Here is a 23,917-nt window from a genome sequence, read left to right on the forward strand (position 1 = left end):
CGGCCGGACGTCGCCCGCGGGCGGCGTGCCGATGTCCGGCCGGTCCTGCGACGGCCGCGCGGCCGGGCTCAGCGGCCCAGCAGCGACCTGCAGTCCTTGGCAGCAGCGGCCACGTCGTCGTCGTGGCGGGGCCGGTGGGGCGCGGGGTGGCGGTGTAGGGGGTCGTAGCGTGGGGGGAGCTGGTGATCGCAACGGAGGAGGGGGATCGGGCGATGCGTGGGTCGAAGGTCGTGGGGTCGGCGGTGGCCGGGGTACTGGCGGGGACCGGGGCTCTGCACGCGCTGTGGACGGTGACGCCGTGGCCGCTGCGGACGCCGGAGGAGTTCGCGGACACCGTGGTCGGCACCGGCGAGGGGGTGCCCCCGGCCGCGGCGTGCGCGGCGGTGGCGGGGCTGCTGGGTTCGGCCGCGTACCTGGTGGCCGCGGAGGCCGGGGTGGTGCCGGCGGTCGGGCCCGCGCGGCTGCGCCGGGCGGGGGTGCGGGCGGTGTCTGCGGTGATGCTGGCGCGCGGTGCGGGCGGGCTGCTGCTCTTCGGTGGTGGGCTGCTCGGGCGCTCGGAGCGGTTCCGGCGCCTGGACACCCGGTACTACTCGCCGCTCTGCCTGGCGCTCGGCGCCGGGGCCGCGGCGGTCGCGGCGACGGGTTACCGGGAGCGGGGGCCGGTTGCGTAGGGTGGCCGGGTCCGCCGCCACGAAGTGTTGAGGAGTACGCGTGCTGGTCCTGTTGCCGCCCTCGGAGGGGAAGGCCGCGTCCGGGGACGGTGTGCCGTTGGCGCTCGACGGGCTGTCGCTGCCCGGGCTGACGGCGGCCCGGGCCCGGGTGCTGGAGACCCTGGTCGACCTCTGCCGGGGCGACGGCGACGCGGCCGCCGAGGTGCTCGGCCTGAGTCCCGGCCTGCGCGGCGAGGTGGCGAGGAACGCCGGCCTGCCGACGACGGGCGCGCTCCCGGCCGGGGAGGTGTACACCGGGGTGCTCTTCGACAACCTGGGACTGGCGACGCTCGACGAGGCCGCGTACGACCGGGCGGCGCGGACGCTGCTGGTCTTCTCCGGGCTCTGGGGCGCTGTGCGGATCGACGACCGGATCCCGCCCTACCGCTGCTCGATGGGCGTGAAACTCCCCGGCCTGGGGGCGCTCGGAGCGTACTGGCGGGGTGCGATGGCGCCCGTGCTGCCGGAGGTGGCCGACGGGCTGGTGCTGGACCTGCGCTCCGCCGCGTACGCGGCCGCCTGGAAGCCCGCCGGCGAGGTGGTGTCCCGGACGGCGACCGTCCGGGTGCTCCAGGAACGGGACGGCCGGCGCACCGTGGTCAGCCACTTCAACAAGGCGACCAAGGGCCGGCTGGTCCGCGACCTGCTGGTCACGGACGCCGCGCCCAAGGCGCCCGGTGAGCTGGTGGACGCGCTGCTGGGGCTCGGCTACCGGGTGGAGGTCGCCGCCGAGGGCACCGCGCGCAAGCCGTGGCAGCTGGACGTGGTGGTCACCGAGGTGCACTGAGGTCCGTTGAGGTGCACCGAGGTCCGCCGGCACGTGTACCGCACGTCGAAGGGCCGGTCGTTCCCGACCGGCCCTTCCGCGGTCCCCGGCGGTCCCCGGCGCGGGTGCGCGCGGTTCCGCGAGCCCGCACGGTCAGCGCAGGTGCCCGGTGTCGTTGAGCAGCCGCACCGAGGCGTTGCCGTCCGCGTAGTACTGGACGGCGCAGAGCGAGGCGGCGGACAGCTCCATCCGGTAGAGCGCGTCCGGCGGTGCGCCGAGCGCCAGCCGGACCAGCGTCTTGATGGGGCTGACGTGCGAGACGACCAGCACGGTCTTCCCCGGGTAGCGGGCGAGGACCTTGTCCCGGGCCACCCCGACGCGGTGGGTGAGGGTGGTGAAGCTCTCGCCGCCGCCGGTCGGCCTGGCCTTGGCGGAGCCCAGCCAGGCGGTGAGGTCCTCCGGGTGGCGCTCCTGCACCTCGCCGAAGGTCAGTCCCTCCCAGGCCCCGAAGTCGACCTCGCGCAGCCCCTCCTCGTACCGGACGTCGAGGCCGAGCCGGGCGGCGACGGTCTCGGCGGTCTGGCGGGTGCGGAGCATCGGCGACGCGACCACGGCCTGGACCGAGCCGCGCGCGGCCAGCGCCTCGGCGGCCCGCTCGGCCTGCCAACGGCCCTTCTCGGAGAGCTCCGGGTCGGTGCCGCCACTGCCGGAGAACCGCTTCTCCGGCGTGAGGTGGGTCTCGCCGTGCCGGAGCAGGACGAAGGTGGTCGGCGTGCCGAGGTCGGCGTCGCCGGCCCAGCCGGCCTTGGGCGCGGCGGTCTCCGGCGGCGGTTCCTCGACGGCGGCGGCCTTGGGGGCCTTGGGCTCCCACTGGCGGCCGGCCTTGCCCGCGTCCATCGCCTCGTTGGCGAGCCGGTCGGCGTCCTTGTTCCGCTCGCGCGGGATCCAGGTGTACTTGACCTGCCCGCGCGGCAGGACGGTCCGGGCCTCGGCGGCGAGCGGCTGCATGTCCGGGTGCTTGATCTTCCAGCGCCCGGACATCTGCTCGACGACCAGCTTGGAGTCCATCCGGACGTCCACCGAGGCGTCCGGGTCGAGGTCCCGGGCCGCCTTCAGTCCGGCGATCAGGCCCTTGTACTCGGCGACGTTGTTGGTGGCGTGGCCGATGAACTCGGCCGCCTCGGCGATGATCCGGCCGGTGTCGCCGTCGCGGACCACCGCGCCGTAGCCGGCCGGCCCCGGGTTGCCCCGGGACCCGCCGTCCGCCTCGACGACGAACCTGCGCCCCGCCACCGGCTCAGGCGCCCGAGTCGGCGGTGCGGACCAGGATCCGCCCGCAGTTCTCGCAACGGACCACCTTGTCGACCGGCTCGGCCTTGATGGCGTTGAGCTCGGTGATCGAGAACTCGGTGCGGCACCCCTCGCAGCGGCGCTGGTAAAGGCGGGCCGCGCCGACGCCGCCCTGCTGCTCGCGCAGGCGGGCGTAGACCTTGATCAGGTCGGCCGGGACGACGGCGGCGACGGTCTCGCGGTCGCGCCGGATCTTCGCCACCTCACCGTCGATCTCGGCGAACGCGGCGTCCCGGCGGCCCTCGGCCTCGGTCAGCACGACGGTGGAGTGCTCCAGCCGCGCGGTCAGCTCGGTGACCCGGGTCTGGGCGGACTCCAGCCGCTCCATGATCTCCAGGACGACGTCCTCCAGGTCCCCCTGGCGCTTGGCCAGCGAGCCGATCTCGTGCTGGAGGTTCTCCAGGTCCTTCGGCGAGTTGATCGCACCGGAGTCCAGGCGCTGCTGGTTACGGGCGGACCGGGCGCGGACCTGCTCCACGTCCTGCTCGGCCTTGGTCAGCTCGCGGGTGGTGTCGCCGAGCTGGGCCTGGGCGGCGACCACGAGGTCCTTGAGCGCGATGTGGTCGGCGTTGACCTTCTCGATCTCGGCGTGCTCGGGCAGGCTGCGCCGCCGGTGGGCCAGCTGGTCGAGCTTGGAGTCGATGGCCTGGAGGTCGAGCAGGCGGATCTGGTCGGCGGGCGCGGCGTTCAAGCGGAGAGCTCCTGTGAATCGGGTCAGGCGGGGAAGGACATGGGGGCGTGCGCGGTCCACGGGTCGGTGACCGTGTGAGAAACCTTCGTCTCCACGGCCCAGCCGCGCTTCTCGCCGGCGCCGTTCAGCGCCCGCTCGGCCAGGGTCAGCCAGGGCCACTCGGTGGCCCAGTGCGCGGCGTCGACCAGGGCGATCGGCGCCGTCTCGGCGGCCTCCGAGGCCGGGTGGTGGCGCAGGTCTGCGGTGAGGTAGGCGTCGACGCCGGCCGCGCGCACCTCGGCGAAGAGGCTGTCGCCGGAGCCGCCGCACACCGCGACCCGGCTCACCAGGCGGTTCGGGTCACCGGAGATCCGGACGCCGGCGGCGGTCGCCGGCAGGCCCGCGGCGACCTTCGCGGCGAACGCGGCGAGCGGCAGCGGGGGCTCCAGCAGGCCGACCCGTCCGGTGCCGCGCCGGCCCAGCGGGTCGGTCGGGTCCGGGACCAGCGGGCCGGTGACGGTCACGCCGACCGCCTCGGCGAGCGCGTCCGAGACGCCCGGGTCGGCGTGGTCGGCGTTGGTGTGGGCCACGTGCAGGGCGATCCCGTTGCGGATCAGGGTGTGCACGACACGGCCCTTGAAGCCGGTGGCGGCGACGGTCGTGGTGCCGCGCAGGTAGAGCGGGTGGTGGGTGACGACCAGGTCGGCCCCCCACTCGACGGCCTCGTCGACGACCGCCTGCACGGGGTCGACGGCGAACAGCACGCGTCGGACCTCGGCCTGAGGGTCTCCGCAGACCAGGCCGACGGCGTCCCAGGACTCCGCCCACTGCGGCGGGTACAGCTCTTCGAGGGCGGCGATGACGTCGGACAGTTTCGGCACCTGTCGAGACTACCGTGCGCGCGGGGGCGGCCGGGCCTCCCGGTTCGCACGGGCGCCCGGGCCGTCCGGTGCACGGACGCGCGTCAACCTGTGGTTCGGGGTGCGCGGGCGGCCGGCGCGCGCCGTCCGGAGGGCGCTCGGGGGCCGTACGCGCCGGGCCGCACGGCCCGGGTCCCGCACACGGGATGCCTCGCACACATGCGAAACGGCGCCCGGATCACCCTTACGAGTGAAGTGACCGGCTTCGCGTTGAGCATCCCTCACTACTGAAAGTAACTTCACTCCTGCAAAAGGGAGTTGCACCGCCCCCGAGGTCGGGCGGACGCCCCGCCCGGCCACGGGCGCGGACCCGCGCGGACCCGTACGGACCACCGGCAGGAGACCGCCGGACCGCGGGCCCTGGGCGGACACGGCCGGGGCCGAACTCCCGCGCCCACCGAGGGACCGATTCAGGCCGCGGCCGGGTGCCCGGGTGCCGGAGCAGTGGGCACCGGCGGGCACCGGCCCAGACGAAGGGATGTGGTGGCGGATGGAAGCGGGCACATCGCTGCGTACGGCCGGGGGAACGGACTCGGCGGACCACGGGCCGGATGCGGTCGGCCCGTGGCCGGAGATGACGCGGGCGGTGCTGGCCGGAGCCGGGGGCCGGGGAGGCGGCGACTGGCGGATCGCCGCCGAAGGCCCCTGGTGCACGGCCAGGCCGCCCGCGGGCGAACTCGCGGACGAGGGCTGGAAGCTCCACGTCAGCGCCGCCTCGGCGGTCGGCGGCGTGGTGCTCGCCGCCGTCACCGAAATCCTGGCCGAGGACCCGTGCACGTTCCGGTTCGCCACCGGGTCGACCCAGCTGCACGAGATCAACTCGCGCCACCGCGAACGGGGTTCGGCGGGCAAGTTCATCACCGTCTACCCGGACGGCGAGCCGCAGTTCCGGCGGCTGGCCGCCGCGTTGCACCGCGCCACCGAGGGCCTGCCCGGGCCGGTGGTGCTCTCCGACCGCCCGTACCGGCCGGGCAGCCTCGTCCACTACCGGTACGGCGCCATCGCGGCCCGCGCCGAACTGGGCAACGACGGCGGCTACCGGTCCATGCTGCGCGGGCCCGGCGGCGAACGGGTCGAGGACGTCAGCGAGGCCGCGTACCGCTGCCCGCCGTGGGCCCGGGACCCGCTGGTGCGGGATCCCGCCGAGGACGGGCCCGGCGCGGGCCGGCCCCCGGCACGGCGGCGCGGCAGCGGCGGGGTCCTGCTGGCCGGGCGGTACGTGATCACCGGCACCCTCCGGAAGGGCGCCGAGGGCGGCGTCTTCCTCGGACGGGACACCGACGGCGGCACCGAGGTCGTGGTCAAGCAGGCGCGCGCCCACATCGAGGTGGACCGCGCCGGCACCGACGCCCGCACCGCACTGCGGCACGAGGCCGCTCTGCTGGCCCGGCTCGACGGCCGGGGCCTGGCCCCCCGACCGGTCGAACTGGTCGAACAGGACGACTCCCTCTTCCTCGTCCAGGAACGGATCGCCGGACAGCCGCTCGGCAGCTGGGTCGCGGCCCGGCTGCGCCGGGACGGCAGCCCCGACGTCGACTGGGCCGAGGCCGGACCGGTGGCCCACGCCCTGCTCGACCTCGTCGAGCGGGTGCACGAGCAGGGACTCGTCCTGCGGGACCTCTCCCCCGGCAACGTCCTCGTCCTGCCCGACGGCTCGCTGCGGCTGGTCGGCCTGGAGCTCGCCGCCGAGGCCGGCAGCCGGGCCGGCTCGGCCGGCGCCCCCGGGTACCGCGCCCCCGAACAGGGCCCCGGGCGGCTCACGCTGGTCGCCGGCGGCGCCTCCACCGCGGACCCGGAGACCGATCTCTACGCGCTCGGCGGGCTCTTCTTCCTGCTCGCCACCGGCCACGACCCGCTGCTGCCCGAGGACCTCCCGTGCGCCCGCCCGGTCGCCGACCGGCTGGGCCGCTGGCTTGCCCTCGCGGCGCGCTCCGGTGCCACCGCCCGCCGCCTCGCCCCGGCCGTCCTCGGGCTCCGCGCCCAGGAGCCCCGGCGGCGGTGGAGCGTGGCCCGCGCCCGGGAGGTGCTGGCGGGAACGGCGGCCGGGGCGGGGGCGGCCGGGCGCGGGTCCGGCGCGGCCGCGGAGTCCGGTGGTGGCGATGGCGGTGCCTGGGCACCGGGCGGCCGTCCGGTCCCCGACGACGGGACGCCGCACTTCGCGTCCGTGTACGGCGGCGCCACCGGCACCGACACCGACACCGGCACCGCCCTGCCCGCCGCCCGACCGCACGTGCCAGGACCGGGCGGGGACGAGGCCGACCCCGACGGCGGCGCCGTCGACCGGGTGCTCCACGACGGCCTGCGCCACCTCGCCGCCACCGCGACGCCGCTGCGGCGCGACCGCCTCTGGCCGGTGGTACCGGCCGGGGAACGGTCGGATCCGTGCAACGTCCAGCACGGTGCGGCGGGCGTGCTGGCCGTCCTGGCCCGGGCGGCCGCGACCCACGGGCTACCGGCCGAGGTCCGGACCGTGGCCCGGACGACCGCACGAACGGCCGCCGAGTGGGTCGAACGCCGCTGCGCCGCCGAGCCGGTGGTGCTGCCCGGCCTGCACTTCGGCCGGTCCGGCGCCGCCTGGGCGCTGCTGGACGCCGCCGACGCGCTGGACGACCGCGCCCTGGCCGGGCGGGCGGCGGAGCTGGCCGCGCGGATACCCGTCACGTGGCCCAACCCCGACGTCTGCCACGGCGCGGCCGGTGCCGGCTACCTCCAACTCCGCTTCGCCACCGGGGTGCCGCCCCACCCGACGGTCGGCGGCCCGACGGTCGGCGGGCCCCCGGTCGGCGGGCCGCGGGACCGCCTCGCACCGGACACCGCGGCGTTCCTCGACCGGGCCGCCCGCTGCGGACACGGGCTGCTGGCGACCGCGCGGCAGGCCCCGTACGGCACGGTGTGGCCGGTGCCGGAGGACTTCGACTCCGTGCTCGCCGGTGTCACCCACCTCGGCTTCGCCCACGGCGTCGCGGGCATCGGCGCCTTCCTGCTGGCAGCCGCCGAGGCCACCGGCGACGGCGCGCTGCTCGACGGCGCCACGGCCGCCGGACGCACGCTCGCCGCGACCGCCCGCCTCGACCGGGCCGGCTCCGGGGAGACCGCGTGGTGGCCGCAGAGCGCCGACGATCCCGAGCACGTCCGGCTGGCGCACTGGTGCAGCGGATCCTCCGGCGCGGGCACCTTCCTGCTCCGGCTCTGGCGGGCCACCGGGGATGCCGACGCCCACCGGCTGGCCCTGGCCGCCGGACGGGCGGCGGCCGCAGCGCGGTGGCACGGCGGCATCACCGCCTGCCACGGCCTGGCCGGCGACGGCGAGTACCTGCTCGACCTCGCCGAAGCCACCGGCGATCCGGAGTTCCTCTCCTCCGCCCACGAGGTGGGCGCACTGCTCGCGGCCCGTCCGGCCCTGCGGGACGGCCTGCTGGTCCTGCCGGACGAGACCGGCACCGGGTGCGCCGCGGCGTACGGCACCGGCACGGCGGGCGCACTGGCCTTCCTGCTGCGGCTGCGGTACGGCGGGCCCCGGCTCTGGACGGACCCGGCACCGCTCCCGTCCGCGACCACTACCGCGACCTCGGGCCGAGCGGCGGACGGGCCGGCGGACGGGCAGACGGACGGGCAGAGGGTCGAACCGGCGGAGGCGAGGACGACATGAACGTGGCCACCCGGACCGCGACGCAGGCGCTGCGCCGGCTCGGCTTCACCTTCGCGACCGACGGCAGCCACGCCGCCTGTCTCGCGTCCGCCGCCGACGGTGGCTGGTACGTGGAGAGTTGGCGCCTGCCCCCGGACGGCCCCGCCTCGGCGGCCGGGCTCCGGCTGCCCGGCAACCGCTCGGAGGACCCCCGGTCGCAGCTGGTCGCGCCGCCGGACGGCTCGGTGCTGGTCTGCCGGCACGACGGCGACCGGCACGACCTGGTGACGCTGTCCCGCACCACCGACCAGGACGGCCGACTCGTCACCGCCGAAAGGCCGTTGGCCACCCTGCGGGCACCCGGGCTGCGCCTCCTGCCGCTGCCGGCCGGTGCCCCGACCGGCCCCCGGGCCCCAGTCGCCCTGGCGTTGGGCACCGACACCCGCCCGGCCACCACGGTCTGGCTGGTCCGGGCCGACGGCTCGGCACCGCACCAGGTCGCCGAGTTCCCGGGGCTGCACGGCGGCGGGGTCTGGCTGGACCACACCGGCGCCCTGCTGGCGCTCGACCGGGTGGGCGGCGGCCTGGTCCGCACCGTGGTGCTGGACCTGCGCACGGGAGCGGTCACCCCGCTGCTGGAGATCGGCGAGCGGAGCAACGACCGGCTGGTGCTGTTCGACCCGGACAGCCGGTTCGCGATGGTGCGCAGCGACGCGCCCGGGACCGACCGGATCGGCTGGGGCGTGCTGGGCGGCGACGCGCCGCTGCGGTTCCCGGAGTGCCTGCACGTCGCGGGCATGCTCCTGCGCCCGGTGGCGCTGCGACCGACCGGGGGCGGGGCCCGGGTGGTGCTCCAGGTCGACCACGGCGCCGGTTCCTCGCTCGCGCTGTGGGCTCCGGCCGCCGGGCGGCTGGAGCAGCTGCCGGTCCCGCCGGGGCGGCTCGGCGCGGTCGGGCACTGGTCGGCGGCGGGGCTGCGGATGCCGTACTCGGCGCCCGACCACCCGACGGCACTCGCCACCCTGGACGTGGACGCGCTGCTGGCGCACGGCCCGGCGCCCGCCGCGTCCGGTGCGACGCCGCTGCCCCTGCAGCTGGCACCGCTCGGCACCGGTCTGCCCGGGCCGTGGCGGGACACCGTCCTGCCCTGGTACCCCGGCGCCCCGCGCCCCGGCCCGCGGACCCCGCAGCCGGGCTGGCGCCTGGACGGCTCCACCCCGCCGGGCGAGGGCGGGCGCTGGCACCCCGCGCAGAGCCTCGAACTGGCGGGCCCGGCGGGGCCGTTGGAGGCCGTGGTGTACGGCGGGGACGGCTGGCTGAGCAGCCCGCACCTGGTACTCGCGCTGCACGGCGGCCCGGCGGACGCGTGGCGACTGGAGTTCGACCCGGCGCTGCAGCGGATGGCCGCCGAAGGGCTGGCGGTGCTGGCGCCGAACCAACGCGGCTCCACCGGCTACGGGTTGGCGCACGCGATGGCCATCCGGGGCGCCTGGGGCGGCCCGGACCTCGACGACGTCCTGTCCCTGCTGGAGGGCATCGCGGGGCAGCGCGCCGCGCTCGGTCTGGAGCCGCCGGCCCTGTTCGGGGTCAGCTACGGAGCCTTCCTGGCCCTGTTGGCGGCGGCACACGCTCCGGCCGAGCACGTGGCCCGCTGCGCGGTCGTCGCGCCGTTCCTGTCCGGAGCCCGGCTGCTGGCCGAAGCCGCCACCCCGGTAAGGGCGTTGACCACCCGGCTGGGCGGCGGAGAACCGATCGCGGACGCCCGCGGGCCGCGTGACGTGCTCCAGCTCGCCCACCGGATCGGCGCCCCGTTGCTGATCGTGCACGGCGACCGGGACGAGGTGGCGCCGGTCAGCCAATCAAGGTCGCTTCGCCACGAGTTGCTGCGGATCGGACGCACCGAGGGGACCGACTTCCGGTATGTGGAGGCGGCCGGCGCAGGTCACGAGGTGCTGGCCGAGGAGGGCGGCGCGGTGCTGCACGAGCTGCTCGCCGCGTTCCTGCGCACCGGCCGTCCGGGATAGGTCCCGGTCCGGTCCGGGACAGGTCCCCGCTCCGACCGCCCGGCCGTCCGGCCCGGGCCCAGGCACGGCCGTCCGGGGCCGTGGAGCCGGTGCGGTGCTCGTCGTGACCTCGCTGGGATCTCGCCCGCTCCGGCGGTTAAGGTGACCGGGGCACGGGCCGCGATCACCGGCCGTGCGTGCCCGGAGACGCCCCGGCGCCGCCGCCCGGGTCGAGTGCCCGACCGGGCCCCGACCGCGGCGGCGGTGACGGCCGGGCGCCGAAACACCCTCACCTCCGCACGGAAAAGACGATTCTGATGTCCACCCTCACCGACACCACCGGACCCTTGGCCAACGGGACCGACGCCGACGAGACCACGGCCGAGGGCGCCGCGTCGCACGGTCGCCACCGCGGCCGCTCCGCCTCCGACGACGTGCCCGAGGCCGACCCGCACGGCCGGCACCGCGCCGCCGCAGGCCGGGGCTGACCCGCACCGACCCCGCACCCCCGTGCGACTCGCACCACTCGCACCCGCACCACGCGCGCCAGGGCCCGCCGGACACTCCGGCGGGCCCTGGGCCGCATCCGGCGGGGCCACCCGCCGGAGGGTCAGTCCAGCGTCACGATCGTCCGCAGCGCCTCGCCGCCCCGCATCTGCGCGAGCGCCTCGTTGACGTCCGCCAGCCCCACCCGGTGCGTGACCATCCCCGCCAGGTCGATCCGCCCGGCCCGCCACAGCTCCACCACCAGGGCGACGGTGCGCGGCACCGGTGCCCCGCCGTACAGCGAGGGCAGCAGCCGCTTCTCGTTGAAGAACAGCTCCCCCATGCTGAACTTCGCCAGATCGTCCTGGGCCCCGGCACCGATCACCACCACGGCGCCGCCGCGCCGAGCCGCGTCGTACCCCGCCCGGACGGTGGCCGAGCGGCCGACGGCCTCGAAGACGTAGTCGAACCCGCCGCCCGGCAGGGCCTTCGCCGCCGCCTTGAGCTCCTCGGGGGCGAGCGCCTCGGTGGCGCCGAAGGCCAGGGCCCGCTCCCGGCGCGAGGCCACCGGGTCGACCACGGCGATCCGGCCGGCACCGCAGACCCGCGCGCCCTGCACAGCCGAGACGCCCACCCCGCCCGCGCCGATCACCGCGACCGACGCGCCGGGCTCGACCCGGGCGGTGTGGACGGCGGCGCCGATGCCGGTGGTCACACCGCAGCCGATCAGCGCGGCCGGCTCGTACGGCAGGTCGGCCGGCACGGGGACGACCGCGTCCCGGTCGACCACCACCTCCTCCGCGAAGGTGCCGGTGCCGTAGAAGCCGGACGCCTCCACGAACCCGCCCTCCGCACCGAAGCGGAAACCGGGCGCACCGAGGCGCCGCAGGCTGGCCACGCACAGGTGGCCCCGGCCGCGCTCGCAGTGGGCGCAACGGCCGCACGGCGCCATCCAGCAGAGCACCACGCGGTCGCCGACGGCGACGTCCGTCACCCCCTCGCCGACCTCGACCACGTCTCCCGCGCCCTCGTGACCCGGCACGAACGGTGCCGGCTGCGGCAGCACCCCGCTCATCGCCGACAGGTCCGAGTGGCAGAGGCTGGCCGCCCGGAGCCGGACCCTCACCTTGCCGGGGCCGAAACCGACCGCCACCACGTCGTCGCGGACGTCCAGGGTGTCCTGGCCGGTCTTGTGCAGGACGGCTGCGCGCATGCGGCTGCTCCGGTTCTCCTCGGATCGACGGTCGGGCCGATTCTGGCACGACGCGCCGGGGCGGAGTGGAACACGTTCCACCCGGTGGCGCGCGGGGTCCCGGGGCCGGACGGCGCCGTACCGTCCAGTAGGGTCCGACGGCGAGCAGGACCCCCGCCACCCCCCACCCCGCCGAGGAGCAGCACCATGTCCGACCTCCTGGAGACCGCGCGCCCCCGGCCCGAGGTGCTGACCGCGTTCGAGGGCGCGACCGGGTTCATGCCGGTGGACGAGGGCCTCGCGCTGTACGCCGCCGCCGTGACCGCCGCCCGCCGCACCGGCCTGCCGGTGCTGGAGATCGGCACCTACTGCGGCCGTTCGGCCGTCCTGCTGGCCGCCGCCGCCCGGGAGACCGGCACCGTCGCCCTGACCGTCGACCACCACCGGGGCTCCGAGGAGCAGCAGCCCGGCTGGGAGTACCACGACCCGACCCTGGTCGACCCGGAGGTCGGCCGGATGGACACCCTCCCCCGCTTCCGCCGGACCCTGCACGCGGCGGGTCTGGAGGACCACGTGGTGGCCCTGGTCGGGCGCTCCCCGCAGATCGCGGCCCTCTGGGGCGGGCGGCTCGGCCTGGTCTTCATCGACGGCGGCCACACCGACGAGCACGCCACCGGCGACTACGAGGGCTGGGCGCCCCACCTGGCGCCCGAGGGCCTGTTGGTGGTGCACGACGTCTTCCCGGACCCGGCCGACGGCGGCCAGGCCCCTTACCGGGTGTACCTGCGGGCACTCGCCGAAGGGTTCGAGGAGGTCTCGGTGACGGGATCGCTGCGGGTGCTGCGCCGCGCCGCCGCCTGAGTCGCCCGCCCTGATCTGCGGGCGGACCCGGCGGGTGCGGCCCGAGGACCCGGGGAACGCGGACCGGAACCCGGGCGGGGGCCCCGGGGCGCGGCCGGGAATCGGCCGAGCCGTCCCACGGCCGATCACGGATGCTCTAACGTCGTGCCGGGGCTGTCGGGCGGGGGCGCGGACGGTACGGTGTCCGCGCGGTCGCGGGCGCCCGCGACCGCGGCACGGCCGCACGACACAGCAGAGCATCCGGGCAGACCGTGGGGGCTAGCGCAATGACGGACCAGCAGAACACCGCTCCGGCGGTCTGGGACCCGACCGCCCGCGGTGGCGCCGGCGGTTGGGTGCGCGGACCTCAGCAGCAGGCCGCAGCCGCCGGCCCGCCCACCACGCCGCCGGCCGGCCCACCGGCAGGACCGCCCACCGGCCCCGTCGCTCCGGCCGGCCACCCCCAGCCGCCCGCCGCCCCGCAGCAGCAGCCCTCCGCCGGCGCCGTCGGCGACCAGGGACCGCCGCTGGGCGCCCGCCCGTACCTGGCCGCCGCCCCGGACCCCGCGCCCGGCTACGACGCCCCGACGGCCCGCATCCCCCTGCCGGTCCCGCCCCAGCCGGCTCCACCCCGGTCCGTGCCGCCGTACGGCACGCCGTACCAGCAGCCGCAGCAGCCCGGGCAGCAACCGCCCCCGCCGCCGTACGGCCAGGGCCCCGGTGCCGCTCCGTACCCGGGCCGACCGCCGCAGGGCCACCCGCAGCACCACCCGCAGCCGGACTACGCGCCGAACTACGCGCAGCCGGGCTACCCCCCGCCGGACTACCCGACCGGCTACGAGGACGTCGACGACGAGGACGACCGCGGCGGCAAGCGCGCGCCGCTGCTGATCGGCTTCGCCCTGCTCTTCGTCCTGGCGCTGGGCGGCGGCATCCTCTGGGCCATCAGGGACGACGGTTCCACGACCGACCGGGCCGCCCCGTCCCCGACCTCCGCCACCGCCGACAGCGCCGCACCGTCCGGGGCCCCTCAGCCGGCCCCTGCGCCCACCGGCGGCACCGGCGCACCGACCCCGACCGACACCCCCTCGGCGAGCGCGAGCGCGACCCCCAGCCCGACCGCCGGGGGCGGCCCGAACGCCCAGCCGCAGGCCAAGGCGCTGGACGAGCTGCTGACCCAGGGCGAGGGCGCGAAGGCGCCGATCGGCAGTGCGGTCGCGAAGGTGAGCAGCTGCCCGTCCAAGCCCGACATCGACGCCGCCGCCCAGGTGTTCGACAACGGAGCCAAACAGCGCGACCAACTCCTCACCAAGCTGGCCGCGTTGAGCTTCACCGACCTGCCCGGCGGCGCGGAGGCGGTGCAGTCGCTGACATCCGCCTGGCAGCTGTCCGCGGACGTCGACCGGGCGTACGCGAGCTGGGCCCGGGCGGTCGCCACCCAGGGCTGCTCGGGCACGGCCCCGAACACCGCCGACAAGAAGCGCGCGGACGAGCTCAACCCGCGGGCCACCCAGGCGAAGAAGGACTTCGTGGCGAAGTGGAAGACGATCGCCGACCAGTTCGGCCTGACCGTCCGGACCCAGGACCGGATCTGAACCACCCCGTACGGCACAGGAACAGGACCAGAACCACCCGTGACCCGCACCGCCCACGGCCCGTCCGGCCCCACCGACCCGGCTCCGCCCACCGGGCCGTCCGACCCGGCCGGACCGGCTCGACCGACCGGACCGGCTCAACCGACCGGGCAGACCGGGCCCCGCAGGCGCTCCGCCCTGCTGCGCACCGTCACCGTGATCGGCGTGCTGGGCCCCCTCGGTCTGGCCGGCTGGCTGGGCTGGCAGGCGGTCGGCTCCCCCGACCGAGGCACGCACGCCTCGGCCCCGACCGCCCCGGCGACCGCCGCCCCGGCACCGGCCGGCGCCGCACCACCCGCTCCCGACGCGTCCGGCGCCACTCCGTTCGCCCCGGCGACGGGCGCCCCCGCGACGACCCCGGCCGTCACCGACGCCCCGGCGACGGCCCCGGCCACCACCGGCACGCCCCCGGCCGCCCCGGGCGCCCCCACCACCCCCGCGGCGGGCGCCGCCCCCGTCTCCTCCACCGCCCTCGCCGGCCGCACCGTCCTGCTCGACCCCGGCCACAACTCCGGCAACTTCTCGCACACCGCCGAGATCAACCGGCAGGTCGACATCGGCAACGCCCGCAAGGAGTGCGACACCACCGGCACCTCCACCAACGCCGGCTACACCGAGGCCGAGTACTCCCTCGACGTGGTCCGCCGGGCGCGTGCGATCCTCGCCGCACGGGGTGCGACGGTGGTGCTGGTCCACGACGGCGACCGCCCGTGGGGACCGTGCATCGACGAGCGCGCCAGGGCCGGCACCACCGCCCACGCCGACGCGGCCGTCTCGGTGCACGGCGACGGCGGCCCGGCGAGCGGCAGCGGGTTCCACGTGATCATGCCCGCCAAGGTGGTCGCCGGCCGGGCGGACACCTCGGCGATCGTCGCCCCCTCGCACCGGCTCGGCCTCCTGCTGCGCGACGGCTTCCGCGCCGCCACCGGCGAGCCCTACGCCGACTACACGGCGAGCCAGGGGCTGGACACCCGTTCGGATCTCGGCGGGCTCAATCTGTCGACCGTACCCAAGGTGTTCATCGAGTGCGGTAACATGCGCAACCCGACGGACGCCCGTCGAATGACGGACCCTCAGTGGCGCCAGCAGGCCGCCCAGGGGATCGCCGACGCGTTGACGACGTTTCTGACCACCCGGTAGGCGACGCCGCGAACAGCGCGGCGGCGACCCGGCAGGCAGCTCCCCGAGAACGCGCCGTGGAGCACACTGTGAGGTACGCCGCACAACAGGCGTCCTGAGGAGTCGACAGCCGGTGGGCGGGCCGGTGGACGGCAGGGGTCGGAACCGCGCAGTTTGCAACGACTTCGCCCCATTGCCGAGCCCGCCGTGCACCCGCCGGGCGGTTGGCCCTAGGCTTCTGGTCCGTTCGGGGTTTTCCGGCCGGTCAGCCGACCGCGTCGGGCGCCGACACGAAACCCGCCGACCACGACACACCAACGAGGGGAACGTTAGTGAATCTGCGCGCTCTCACCAAGGGAGACGCCGCCGTCGCAGGTGCGGCCGTCCTGCTCTTCATCGCATCCTTCCTGCCCTACTGGACCGTCGAGTGCAAGGGCAAGTACTGCGGCGACACCTCGACGAACGCCTGGGACAGCGTCCTGTTCCCCGTCCTGCCCTCGGTCTTCCTGCTCGGCCTCGTGGCCGCCGCCCTGATCCTGGTGCAGCGCTTCCAGGGCCAGGCCGCCGCCAACCGCCAGATCCTCGGCCTGCGGCTGGACCAGTGGGGCATCGCCTTCTCGGTGGCGGCGCTCTGGGCTGCGCTCTGGTCCCTCGGTGGCGGCCTGGAGGGCATCGGCCACGGCTTCGGCGCCTGGCTCGCCGTCATCGCGCTGATCGTGCTGGCCGGTGCGGCCGCCGGAGGTCAGCTGATCCCGGTGCTCAAGACCCCGCTGGTCAGCGACAAGCCGGCCGTGCAGCCCTACCCGGGCGGCGGCTACCCGGCCCCGCAGGCGGGCCAGCCCGGCCAGCCGGTCGGCCACTACGGCTACCCGGGCCCCGGCCAGGACCCGAACCAGGCGCAGGCCCCGGCGTTCGGCGGCCAGCCCGGCGGCTACGGCTACCCGGGCGCGCAGGCGGGCCAGCCCGGCCAGCCGCTTCCGGGCCAGTCCCAGGCCGGTCAGCCGCAGGACGTCGCCGCCCAGCACGCGGCGCAGACCGAGCAGGCCCGGCCGGCGCAGGCCGCCGCCCAGCAGGCGCCCGCGTCCGACTTCGCGCCGTTCTGGTTCGCCGTCCCGGCGCCGCGCCAGCTGGCCCCGAAGGACAACCCGGTCGGCACTCCGGTCGGCGACCTCGTCCCGGGCACCTGGTACCTGGCGGTCGAGCAGCGCGGCACCGCGCTGGTCGCCCAGCTCCAGGACGGCACCCAGGGCCTGCTGGTCGACACCGCCGGTATCCAGCGCGGCTGACCCGGCCGCACGCCCCGCGTGCGACACGGGAACACCACGCACGACACCGAAAGGGGCGGGACCGGCGCGATCCGGTCCCGCCCCTTCGGCATGTCGTCGGTCCGAGCACCGGCCGGGCCCCGGCCCGACTCAGGCCCCGGCCCCGAGGGGCTCAGGGCTCAGGGCTCAGGGCTCAGCAGCAGTCCTGGACCACCAGCCCGGTCGGCAGGTCGTCACCACCGAACACCGCCACCGTCGCCGGGTCCCCGCCCAGCGCCGCGACCGTCAGCAGCAGCGCGCCCGCCGTCCAGGTGGTGCGCTCCTCCGGCCAGATCGCGTCGTCCTCGAAGACGTACCCGGTCCAGTACGAGCCGTCGGTGTGCCGCAGGTGCTTCTGGATCCAGCGCAGGATGTCCACCGCGCGGTCGGACTCGCCGATCGCCCAGAGGGCCATGGCCAGTTCGGCACTCTCGCCGCCGGTCACCCAGGGGCGGTCGCTGACGCAGCGCACGCCGAGGCCGGGCACGACGAACCGGTCCCAGTCCCGCTCGATCCGCTCCAGCGCGGCCGGGCCGCGCAGCGCGGTGCCGAGGACGGGGTAGTACCAGTCCATCGAGTAGCGGTCCTTGTCGAGGAACCGCTCGGGGTGGTGGGAGATGGCGTGCCGGAGCCGGCCGGCCGCGAGCTCCCAGTCGGGCTGCGGCTCCTCCAGGTAGTCGGCGACGGCCAGTCCGCAGCGGAGCGCGTGCAGGATGCTGGACGAACCGGTGAGCAGCGCCTCGCCTGCGGCCTCACCGTGCTCGTCGAGCCGCCAGGAGATCGGGCCGCCGGGAAGCCGCCGGGCGACGATGAAGTCGAGGGCCCGCCGGACGGTGGGCCAGATCCAGTCCAGGAAGGCGTCGTCACCGGTGGAGAGGTGGTGGTGCCAGACGCCGACGGCCACGTAGGCGCAGAAGTTGGTCTCCTTGGCGGCGTTGCACACCTCCCCGTCCGCGAAGCCGCCGGTGGCGGTCTCCGCACCCCCGGCGCCGCCCGCACCCCCGGCACCCTGGCCGTACGCGTAGGCGGCGTACCAGGAGCCGTCCGGGTTCTGGCGGGCGGCCAGCCAGCGGTAGGCGGCCTCGGCGGCGGCGTGCTCGCCCGCGGTGTCCAGGGCCATCGCGGCCTCGGTGTGGTCCCACGGGTCGAGGTGGTGGCCGGTGAACCACGGTATGGCGCCGTCGGGTTGCTGCTCGGCGAGGATGCTGCGGACGGTGCCGGCGGCCTGCTCGGCGTCGAGCACGCCGTCGAGCAGCAGGACCTCGGGGACGGCGGCGGTCACTCCGAGCCGCCCGCCGCGCCCGCGCCCGCGCCCGTGTCCGTGTCCGCGTTCGCAGCGGCGGAGGCGGTCACGCCGGACCGGCGGGGCTTGGAGGCGTAGGCGACGAAGCTCTTGCCGATGACCGGGTTGAGTGCCCGCTCGGCGGCCTTGGTGAGGGTGCTGATCACCGGGGTGCCGACGATGTCCCAGACGAGCAGCTGGTGGTAGGCCTTGACCGGCAGCGCCTTGTCGTTGCCCACGCCGACCGCGCACTTGATCCACCAGTACGGCGAGTGCAGCGCGTGCGCGTGGTGGGTCCCGTACGGCTCCAGGCCGGCGTCCTTGAGCCTGCCGAGCAGTTCGTCGCCCCGGTAGATCCGGATGTGGCCGCCCTCGACCTCGTGGTACTCGTCGGACAGCGCCCAGCAGATCTTCTCGGGGAGCCAGCGCGGCACCGTGACGGCGAGCAGACCGCCGGGCTTGAGCACCCGGAACATCTCGTTGAGCACGCCCTTGTCGTCCGGGATGTGCTCCATCACCTCGGAGATGATGATCTTGTCGAAGTACTCGTCCTCGAAGGGCAGGGCCAGCGCGTTGCCCTCCATCGCGACCGCGGACGCGCCCTCGGGGGCCTCGCCGGCCTGCTCCATGGCGGCGAACCACTTCCTGACCTCGGCGATCTCCTCGGCGTTCTGGTCGAGGGCGATCACGTTGGCACCGCGCCGGTAGCACTCGAACGCATGCCGCCCCCCGCCGCAGCCCAGGTCGAGCACCCGGTCGCCGGGGGCGAGCGGGAAGCGCGAGAAATCAACGGTCAGCACTGCGGGCTCCCATTCCTTGGTAGGAAACGTTTCTGACGCCGAGTCAGAGATATCGCGTTGCACGAACCGGGCGGCCGTCGGGCGAACCCGCCGGCCGATCGGCCCACCCCCGAACCGGCTCGCCGACGGACCGGCTCACCGACGGAGACCGACCCGCCGCCGGACCGACGGCCCGGCGGACCCGCCCGACGGCCGCCCGTCAGGCGACGTAGCGCCAGCCCGGACCGGACCGGGCGTTCCGGCCGGCCCCGGTGGCGACGGCCGCCCGGTAACCCTCGACGGTCAGCTCGGCGGCGCGCTCCCAGGTGAACCGTGCGAGCACCCGCTCGCGTCCGGCCGCACCGAGCGAGGCGCGCAGCGCCGGATCGTCCAGCAGCCGCCCGAGCGCCGCCGCCAGCGCGCCCGCGTCGCCCGGCGGCACGGCGAGGCAGGTCTCGCCGTCCGGGCCGGCCACCTCGGGGATCGCCCCGCCCGTGGTCGCGACCAGCGGCGTGCCGGTGGCCATCGCCTCGGCGGCGGGCAGCGAGAAGCCCTCGTACAGCGACGGCACGCAGGCCACCTCGGCCGAGCGGTAGAGGTCGACCAGCTCCCGGTCGGTCAGGCCGTGCCGGAACTCGATGTGCCGCTCCAGCCCGAACCGGCGCACCGCCTCGGCGATCGGCCCGTCCCCCTTCTGCGGCTTGCCGACCACGACCAGGTGCGCGTCCCGCTCGGTGCGGAGCTTGCCCAGCGCCTCGACCAGGTGCACCAAGCCCTTCAGCGGCACGTCGGCGCTGGAGGTGGTGACGATCCGCCCGGGCACCCGGTCCACCGTCGCCGACGGGGACCAGAGGCGGGTGTCGGCGCCGATCGGCACCACCGAGACGGCGCCCGGCGCGGCGCCCAGGTGCTCGGCGATCTCACGCTTCGAGGTGCCGGAGACGGTGATGATGTGGTCAAGCCTGGCGGCGACCCGGCGCTGCATCCGGGTGAAGGCGTACCAGCGGCGCAGCGACAGCCGCCTGATCCTGCTGGTGGCCGCCTCCAGCTCGACCCGTCGGTCGACGGTGATCGGGTGGTGGATCGTGGTGACCAGCGGGAAGCCGTGGCGGGCCAGCCCGAGCAGGCCGTAGCCGAGCGTCTGGTTGTCGTGCACGACGTCGTAGCGGCCGCGGTGCCGGGCCAGGTACTGGCGGGCGCGCAGCGAGAAGGTCAGCGGCTCGGGGAACCCGCCGGTGCGCATGGTGGCGTACTCCAGGAGGTCCACCGGCCCCCGGTACTCGTCCAGCGCCGGGGTGCGGAACGGGTCGTCCGTCCGGTACAGGTCCAGGCTCGGCAGCTCGACCAGGCGGACCGAACCGGGCCCCTCGACCTCGTCCAGCACGGGGTACGGCTGGGCGCCGATCACGTCGACGTGGTGGCCGAGGCGGGCCAGTTCGCGGGACAGGTGCCGCACGTACACGCCCTGGCCGCCGCAGAACGGGTCGCCCCGGTACGAGAGCAGGGCAATCCGCAGCGGTTGCGCGGTCATCGTCGGCCCTCGTCTCTGCTGCTGTCGGTGCTGCCGGTCGCTAAAGTAGATCAGGTTTCAGTGTGGTGTGGAGTTCGCCGGAAACCAGGTGAACAATGAGAGACCTCGAAGATACCGGCCCGTAGCTTCCGCTCAGGAGCCAGGGCTGGTGATTCACGCCACGCCCGAGCACCATGCCCGAGCAGCCCGCCCGAACAGTCGCCCGAGCGGCCGTGGAAGCGGACGCCCGGGCACTGCCCGGACACCGCCCGGAGCCGCCGGGCACCGCCGGAGCAGCCCGCCACTCTCGCGCCCCGGGAGCCCCCTTGCCGTCGTCCGCCATGCCTCCGCCCACGTCCACCGCCCCCGCCGCCCCCGTCCTGCCGACCGTCACGCCGCCCGGTGCGCCGCCTGCCGCACCGGTCTCCGACGTGCCGCCGACCGCCGTCGGCCCGACACCGCCGCTCACCGCCCGGCAGGCCGAACGGCGCCGCCGGATCCTGCGCACCGCGACCGCGCTGGCGGCCCGCGGCGGGTACGAGGCGGTCCAGATGCGGGAGGTCGCGGAGGGCGCCCAGGTGGCGCTCGGCACGCTGTACCGGTACTTCCCGTCCAAGGTGCACCTGCTGGTGGCGGTCATGCTGGAGCAGTTGCGCGGCCTCCAGGAGCAGGTCCGACGGCACCCGCCGGCCGAGCGCGAACCCGCCCCGCGGGTCGCCGAGGCGCTCACCCGGGCGTTCCACGCCCTCCAGCGCGAACCGCTGCTCGCCGAGGCCATGGTCCGTGCGCTCTCCTTCGCCGACCGCTCCGTGAGCGCCGAGGTCGACCAGGTCTCGGTCGCCACCGGCCGGCTGATCCTGGATGCCATCGGCCAGTCCGAACCACCGACCGAGGCCCAGCGCGCGGCCGTCCGGGTGATCGAGCACACCTGGCACGCCGCGCTCGTCGCCTGGCTCTCCGGCCGCGCCTCGATCGCCGAGGTCCGCGCCGACCTGCACACGGCGGCCCGGCTGCTCACCCTGCCCTGAGGGCTCGGCGTCCCGCCCCGGGACGGCCCCCGCTCCACCCGCCCCCTCCGCCCTCGCCCCCCCTCCGCACACCCTCCCTTCACGCTCCCCCTCCGCCGCCTCCTCGTTCTCCGCCCACTCTCCCCCCACGCCCCCTCCACCCCCTCCAGGACTGGAACGTGTTCTCGCCCCGCCGGATCCACCCCGCCCGGCGCGGCGGCTAAAGTCGGCATGCAGGACAATTCCATCCCGTTTCTCCTCCGGGGAAAGCCGGTGCGAATCCGGCACTGACCCCGCAACCGTGAGCCCGGCACCACGCCTGCCGGGCGAGTCGGAGCGCCCGGGGAGAGGCGAGCGGCCCAGCCGGGCGGACCACCGCCGGGCACCGTCGAGGGCTACGGAACGGCCTGCCCAGGCCGACACCGCTCACCGAAAGGCACACCTCCCACCATGCTCACCGCCGCCCGCCTGGGCGCTGCCGCCCTGACCGCCGCGCTGCTCACCGGCACCGCCGCCGCCCCGGCGCTCGCCGACACCCCCACCCCCGGCGCCGGTGCCACCGCGCTCCCCGAGGGCCTGTACGGCAAGGGCGACCCGACCTACGACGCGGTGTGGCGGCAGTCGCTCTCGCTCACCGCGCTCGCCGCCGCGAAGGTGACCCCGGCCGACTCCGCCGTCTCCTGGCTCACCGGCCGGCAGTGCGCCGACGGCGGCTGGCTCTCCTACCGGGCCGACGTCTCGGCCGCCTGCGACCCCACGCAGGCGGACAGCAACGCGACCGCTGCGGCGATCCAGGCGCTGGTCTCCCTCGGCGGGCACCAGGACGCCGTCGACAAGGGCGTCCAGTGGCTCAAGGCCAACCAGAACGCGGACGGCACCTGGGCCTACAACCCCGGCAACCCCGGGGACGCCAACTCCACCGGCCTCGCCGTGAACGCCCTGTTCGCCGCCAAGGCCGACCCGGCCGGGGTCGCCAAGGCCGGCAAGAACGCCTTCGACGGACTGGCGACCTTCCAGCTCGGCTGCGCCGCCCCCGCCGACCAGCGCGGCGCCTTCATCTACCAGTCCGCCCCGGACGCCGCGGGCGAGGCGAACGCCCTGGCCACCGGCCAGGCCTCGCTCGCCGCGGCCGGCGGGAAGCTCCCGGTCACCAACACCAACCGGACCGACGCCGCCCCCAAGCCCCTCACCTGCACCGACGGCGCCACGGCCGCGCCCGTGCCGCGCGCCGACTCGGGCGAGGCGGTGGCCGCCTACCTGACCACGCAGCTCGCGTCCGACGGGCAGCACCTGATGCTGAAGCTGGCCGGCGCGGCGCCGACCCCCGACTACACCGCCACCGCCTGGGCGGTGCTCGGCCTGGTCCAGGGCGGGCACCCGCAGCAGGCCGCCGGTGCGGTGGACTGGCTGGCGAAGGAGGGCGGCACCTGGACCAAGGGCGGCACCGACGCCGCCGCCACCGCCACGCTGCTGCTGGTCGCGCAGGCGGCGCAGCGCGACCCGGCGACGTTCGGCGGGAGCGACCTGGTCGCCCAGCTGACCGCCCTCGGCCCGGCACCCAAGGCCGTCGCCGCGAACGGGTCGCCCACCGCGTCCGCGTCCGAGACCGCGAAGAAGGGCGACGGCGGCGGCCTCAGCACGTACTGGGTGCTCGGCATCGGCCTGCTCATCGGCATCGGCGGCGGCCTGCTGCTGAGCCTCCAGCGCAAGCGCGGCGCCAGGCCGTGACCGACCCCGCCCCGTTGGCCGGCCACCCCCGGGTGGCCGGTTCCTCCCCGTCACCGGGTGCGTCCGGCTCGGGTGCGCCCGGCAGCGCGGGCGGCCCCGCTGCCGGGCTCTCGGCCGGGCTCTCGGCCGCCGAGCGACGACGGCGGTGCTGGCGGCGGGTGGCGCCCGCGGCCGTCCGGTTCCTCGCCGGGCTGGTCACCGGGGTGCTGATCCTGCTGGTGCTCGGAGCGGCTCCCGCACAGGCGGCCGGGTACCGGTACTGGTCGTTCTGGAAGTGGTCCGGCAGCGGTTGGGCCTACCAGCAGCAGGGGCCCGCCGTGCACGTCCCGCCGGACGGCGCCGTCGAGGGCTGGCGGTTCGCCGTCAGCCCGGACGGCGGCCAGGAGGCCGCGCGACCCGGCACCCCGGGGGACTTCGCGACCGTCTGCGGGGCGACCCCGGAACAGAGCGGGCGCAAGCGGGTCGCCGTAGTACTGGACTTCGGCACCCCCGCCGACGCACCCGCCCGCGAGACCCCGCCCGAACCGCGCACCGCCTGCGCCGTCGTCAGCGCCCGGGCCACCTCGGCGGAGGTGCTGGCCACCGTCGCACCGCCGCTGCGGTACGACGGCAACGGGCTGCTCTGCGCCATCGCCGGCTACCCGCGGACCGGCTGCGGCGAGCAGCTCGGCAACGCCGACCGGCCGTCCGCCGCCGGCACCACGCCGGTCGGCGGGTCCGGGAACGCAGCCGGAAGCGGCTCCGGGACCGACTCGCACGACGACGCCTCGTCCGGCATCGGCGGCCCCGACCTCGGCGTGATCGCCGGCGTCGCCCTCATCGCCCTCCTCGTGGCGGGCGCCGTCCACCGGACGCGCCGCCGCCGATGAGGACGACGGCCGTCCGCGCACCGGGTCACCGCCGCCCCGCCCCGTAGACCGACCGACGTCCGCCGACCGGTCCGGTCCGGACCGGTCCGGACCGGACCGGACCGGCCACCCGCCCCGCCG

General features: G+C 76.3%; 19 protein-coding genes and 1 riboswitch. Of the genes, 12 read left to right on the plus strand and 7 right to left on the minus strand.

Annotation, left to right across the window (positions count from 1 at the left end):
• Positions 1-212 precede the first annotated feature (212 nt).
• Together PUR61_RS12435 and yaaA are read left to right on the plus strand one after the other, a co-directional pair.
• Positions 213-671 (plus strand): DUF3995 domain-containing protein, encoded by a 459-nt coding sequence (locus PUR61_RS12435; protein ID WP_329878848.1) that lies wholly within the window; start codon positions 213-215, stop codon positions 669-671.
• 40 nt (positions 672-711) lie between these two features.
• Positions 712-1,497: a peroxide stress protein YaaA gene (gene yaaA, locus PUR61_RS12440; RefSeq protein ID WP_329878850.1), complete on the plus strand. Its 786-nt coding sequence runs from the start codon at positions 712-714 to the stop codon at positions 1,495-1,497.
• Between the two features lie 132 nt (positions 1,498-1,629).
• On the opposite strand, the gene PUR61_RS12445 is transcribed toward yaaA, so the two are convergent.
• From PUR61_RS12445 to PUR61_RS12455, 3 genes are read right to left on the minus strand one after another with little or no spacing between them, the layout of a single operon-like run.
• Positions 1,630-2,769, minus strand: a complete 1,140-nt coding sequence (locus tag PUR61_RS12445) for a bifunctional RNase H/acid phosphatase (RefSeq protein WP_329878852.1) — start codon at positions 2,767-2,769, stop codon at positions 1,630-1,632.
• Positions 2,770-2,773: 4 nt separating this feature from the next.
• Positions 2,774-3,517 carry a zinc ribbon domain-containing protein gene (locus PUR61_RS12450; RefSeq protein ID WP_329878854.1) on the minus strand — a complete coding sequence of 248 codons (744 nt, stop codon included), beginning with the start codon at positions 3,515-3,517 and terminating at the stop codon, positions 2,774-2,776.
• Between the two features lie 23 nt (positions 3,518-3,540).
• Entirely contained in the window at positions 3,541-4,377 is an 837-nt protein-coding gene (locus tag PUR61_RS12455) for a Nif3-like dinuclear metal center hexameric protein (protein ID WP_329878856.1), read from the minus strand.
• 529 nt (positions 4,378-4,906) lie between these two features.
• Here PUR61_RS12455 and lanL point away from each other — a divergent pair.
• The 3 genes from lanL to PUR61_RS12470 all read left to right on the plus strand — a co-directional run bounded on the left by lanL (position 4,907) and on the right by PUR61_RS12470 (position 10,535).
• Positions 4,907-8,065, plus strand: a complete 3,159-nt coding sequence (gene lanL, locus PUR61_RS12460) for a class IV lanthionine synthetase LanL (RefSeq protein WP_329878858.1) — start codon at positions 4,907-4,909, stop codon at positions 8,063-8,065.
• Positions 8,062-10,068 carry an alpha/beta fold hydrolase gene (locus PUR61_RS12465; RefSeq protein WP_329878859.1) on the plus strand — a complete coding sequence of 669 codons (2,007 nt, stop codon included), beginning with the start codon at positions 8,062-8,064 and terminating at the stop codon, positions 10,066-10,068. The genes lanL and PUR61_RS12465 overlap by 4 nt, the downstream gene beginning before the upstream one ends.
• Before the next feature lie 296 nt (positions 10,069-10,364).
• Positions 10,365-10,535, plus strand: coding sequence for a hypothetical protein (locus tag PUR61_RS12470; protein ID WP_329878860.1), 171 nt, complete (start codon positions 10,365-10,367; stop codon positions 10,533-10,535).
• Positions 10,536-10,657: 122 nt separating this feature from the next.
• Here the strand turns inward: PUR61_RS12470 and PUR61_RS12475 are convergent, their stop codons facing one another.
• Complete coding sequence (locus PUR61_RS12475; RefSeq protein WP_329878861.1) at positions 10,658-11,746, minus strand: alcohol dehydrogenase catalytic domain-containing protein; 1,089 nt, start codon at positions 11,744-11,746, stop codon at positions 10,658-10,660.
• A 186-nt stretch (positions 11,747-11,932) separates the two neighbouring features.
• Between PUR61_RS12475 and PUR61_RS12480 the strand changes: the two genes are divergently transcribed.
• From PUR61_RS12480 to PUR61_RS12495, 4 genes are all read left to right on the plus strand, one after another.
• Positions 11,933-12,586 carry a class I SAM-dependent methyltransferase gene (locus PUR61_RS12480; RefSeq protein ID WP_329878862.1) on the plus strand — a complete coding sequence of 218 codons (654 nt, stop codon included), beginning with the start codon at positions 11,933-11,935 and terminating at the stop codon, positions 12,584-12,586.
• A 266-nt stretch (positions 12,587-12,852) separates the two neighbouring features.
• Complete coding sequence (locus tag PUR61_RS12485) at positions 12,853-14,160, plus strand: hypothetical protein (protein WP_329878863.1); 1,308 nt, start codon at positions 12,853-12,855, stop codon at positions 14,158-14,160.
• 39 nt (positions 14,161-14,199) lie between these two features.
• A complete protein-coding gene (locus PUR61_RS12490) occupies positions 14,200-15,339 on the plus strand; it encodes an N-acetylmuramoyl-L-alanine amidase (protein WP_329878864.1) in 1,140 nt (379 codons plus the stop codon).
• 311 nt (positions 15,340-15,650) lie between these two features.
• Positions 15,651-16,604 carry a hypothetical protein gene (locus tag PUR61_RS12495; RefSeq protein WP_329878865.1) on the plus strand — a complete coding sequence of 318 codons (954 nt, stop codon included), beginning with the start codon at positions 15,651-15,653 and terminating at the stop codon, positions 16,602-16,604.
• A gap of 172 nt (positions 16,605-16,776) precedes the next feature.
• Here PUR61_RS12495 and PUR61_RS12500 read toward each other — a convergent pair whose 3' ends face one another.
• From PUR61_RS12500 to PUR61_RS12510, 3 genes are all read right to left on the minus strand, one after another.
• On the minus strand, positions 16,777-17,904 hold the full coding sequence (locus PUR61_RS12500; protein WP_329878866.1) for a prenyltransferase: 1,128 nt from the start codon (positions 17,902-17,904) through the stop codon (positions 16,777-16,779).
• Positions 17,901-18,704: a class I SAM-dependent methyltransferase gene (locus PUR61_RS12505; protein ID WP_329878867.1), complete on the minus strand. Its 804-nt coding sequence runs from the start codon at positions 18,702-18,704 to the stop codon at positions 17,901-17,903. The genes PUR61_RS12500 and PUR61_RS12505 overlap by 4 nt, the downstream gene beginning before the upstream one ends.
• A gap of 199 nt (positions 18,705-18,903) precedes the next feature.
• Positions 18,904-20,214, minus strand: coding sequence for a glycosyltransferase family 4 protein (locus PUR61_RS12510; RefSeq protein WP_329878868.1), 1,311 nt, complete (start codon positions 20,212-20,214; stop codon positions 18,904-18,906).
• Between the two features lie 320 nt (positions 20,215-20,534).
• Between PUR61_RS12510 and PUR61_RS12515 the strand changes: the two genes are divergently transcribed.
• The 3 genes from PUR61_RS12515 to PUR61_RS12525 all read left to right on the plus strand — a co-directional run bounded on the left by PUR61_RS12515 (position 20,535) and on the right by PUR61_RS12525 (position 23,797).
• Positions 20,535-21,221: a TetR family transcriptional regulator gene (locus PUR61_RS12515; RefSeq protein ID WP_329878869.1), complete on the plus strand. Its 687-nt coding sequence runs from the start codon at positions 20,535-20,537 to the stop codon at positions 21,219-21,221.
• A 219-nt stretch (positions 21,222-21,440) separates the two neighbouring features.
• Positions 21,441-21,562, plus strand: a riboswitch (cobalamin riboswitch).
• 88 nt (positions 21,563-21,650) lie between these two features.
• Positions 21,651-22,928 (plus strand): prenyltransferase/squalene oxidase repeat-containing protein, encoded by a 1,278-nt coding sequence (locus PUR61_RS12520; RefSeq protein ID WP_329878870.1) that lies wholly within the window; start codon positions 21,651-21,653, stop codon positions 22,926-22,928.
• A gap of 158 nt (positions 22,929-23,086) precedes the next feature.
• Positions 23,087-23,797, plus strand: a complete 711-nt coding sequence (locus PUR61_RS12525; RefSeq protein ID WP_329879028.1) for an SCO2322 family protein — start codon at positions 23,087-23,089, stop codon at positions 23,795-23,797.
• Positions 23,798-23,917 lie beyond the last annotated feature (120 nt).

Source organism: Streptomyces sp. BE20 (assembly GCF_036322525.1).
Lineage (GTDB): Bacteria > Actinomycetota > Actinomycetes > Streptomycetales > Streptomycetaceae > Kitasatospora.

Excerpts from the sequence above, each read along its gene's own strand:
- PUR61_RS12435 (WP_329878848.1), top strand. The coding sequence starts at position 213 with ATGCGTGGGTCGAAGGTCGTGGGGTCGGCGGTGGCCGGGGTACTGGCG.
- lanL (WP_329878858.1), top strand. The coding sequence starts at position 4,907 with ATGGAAGCGGGCACATCGCTGCGTACGGCCGGGGGAACGGACTCGGCG.
- PUR61_RS12465 (WP_329878859.1), top strand. The coding sequence starts at position 8,062 with ATGAACGTGGCCACCCGGACCGCGACGCAGGCGCTGCGCCGGCTCGGC.
- PUR61_RS12470 (WP_329878860.1), top strand. The coding sequence starts at position 10,365 with ATGTCCACCCTCACCGACACCACCGGACCCTTGGCCAACGGGACCGAC.
- PUR61_RS12475 (WP_329878861.1), bottom strand. The coding sequence starts at position 11,746 with ATGCGCGCAGCCGTCCTGCACAAGACCGGCCAGGACACCCTGGACGTC.
- PUR61_RS12480 (WP_329878862.1), top strand. The coding sequence starts at position 11,933 with ATGTCCGACCTCCTGGAGACCGCGCGCCCCCGGCCCGAGGTGCTGACC.
- PUR61_RS12485 (WP_329878863.1), top strand. The coding sequence starts at position 12,853 with ATGACGGACCAGCAGAACACCGCTCCGGCGGTCTGGGACCCGACCGCC.
- PUR61_RS12510 (WP_329878868.1), bottom strand. The coding sequence starts at position 20,214 with ATGACCGCGCAACCGCTGCGGATTGCCCTGCTCTCGTACCGGGGCGAC.
- PUR61_RS12515 (WP_329878869.1), top strand. The coding sequence starts at position 20,535 with ATGCCTCCGCCCACGTCCACCGCCCCCGCCGCCCCCGTCCTGCCGACC.
- PUR61_RS12520 (WP_329878870.1), top strand. The coding sequence starts at position 21,651 with ATGCTCACCGCCGCCCGCCTGGGCGCTGCCGCCCTGACCGCCGCGCTG.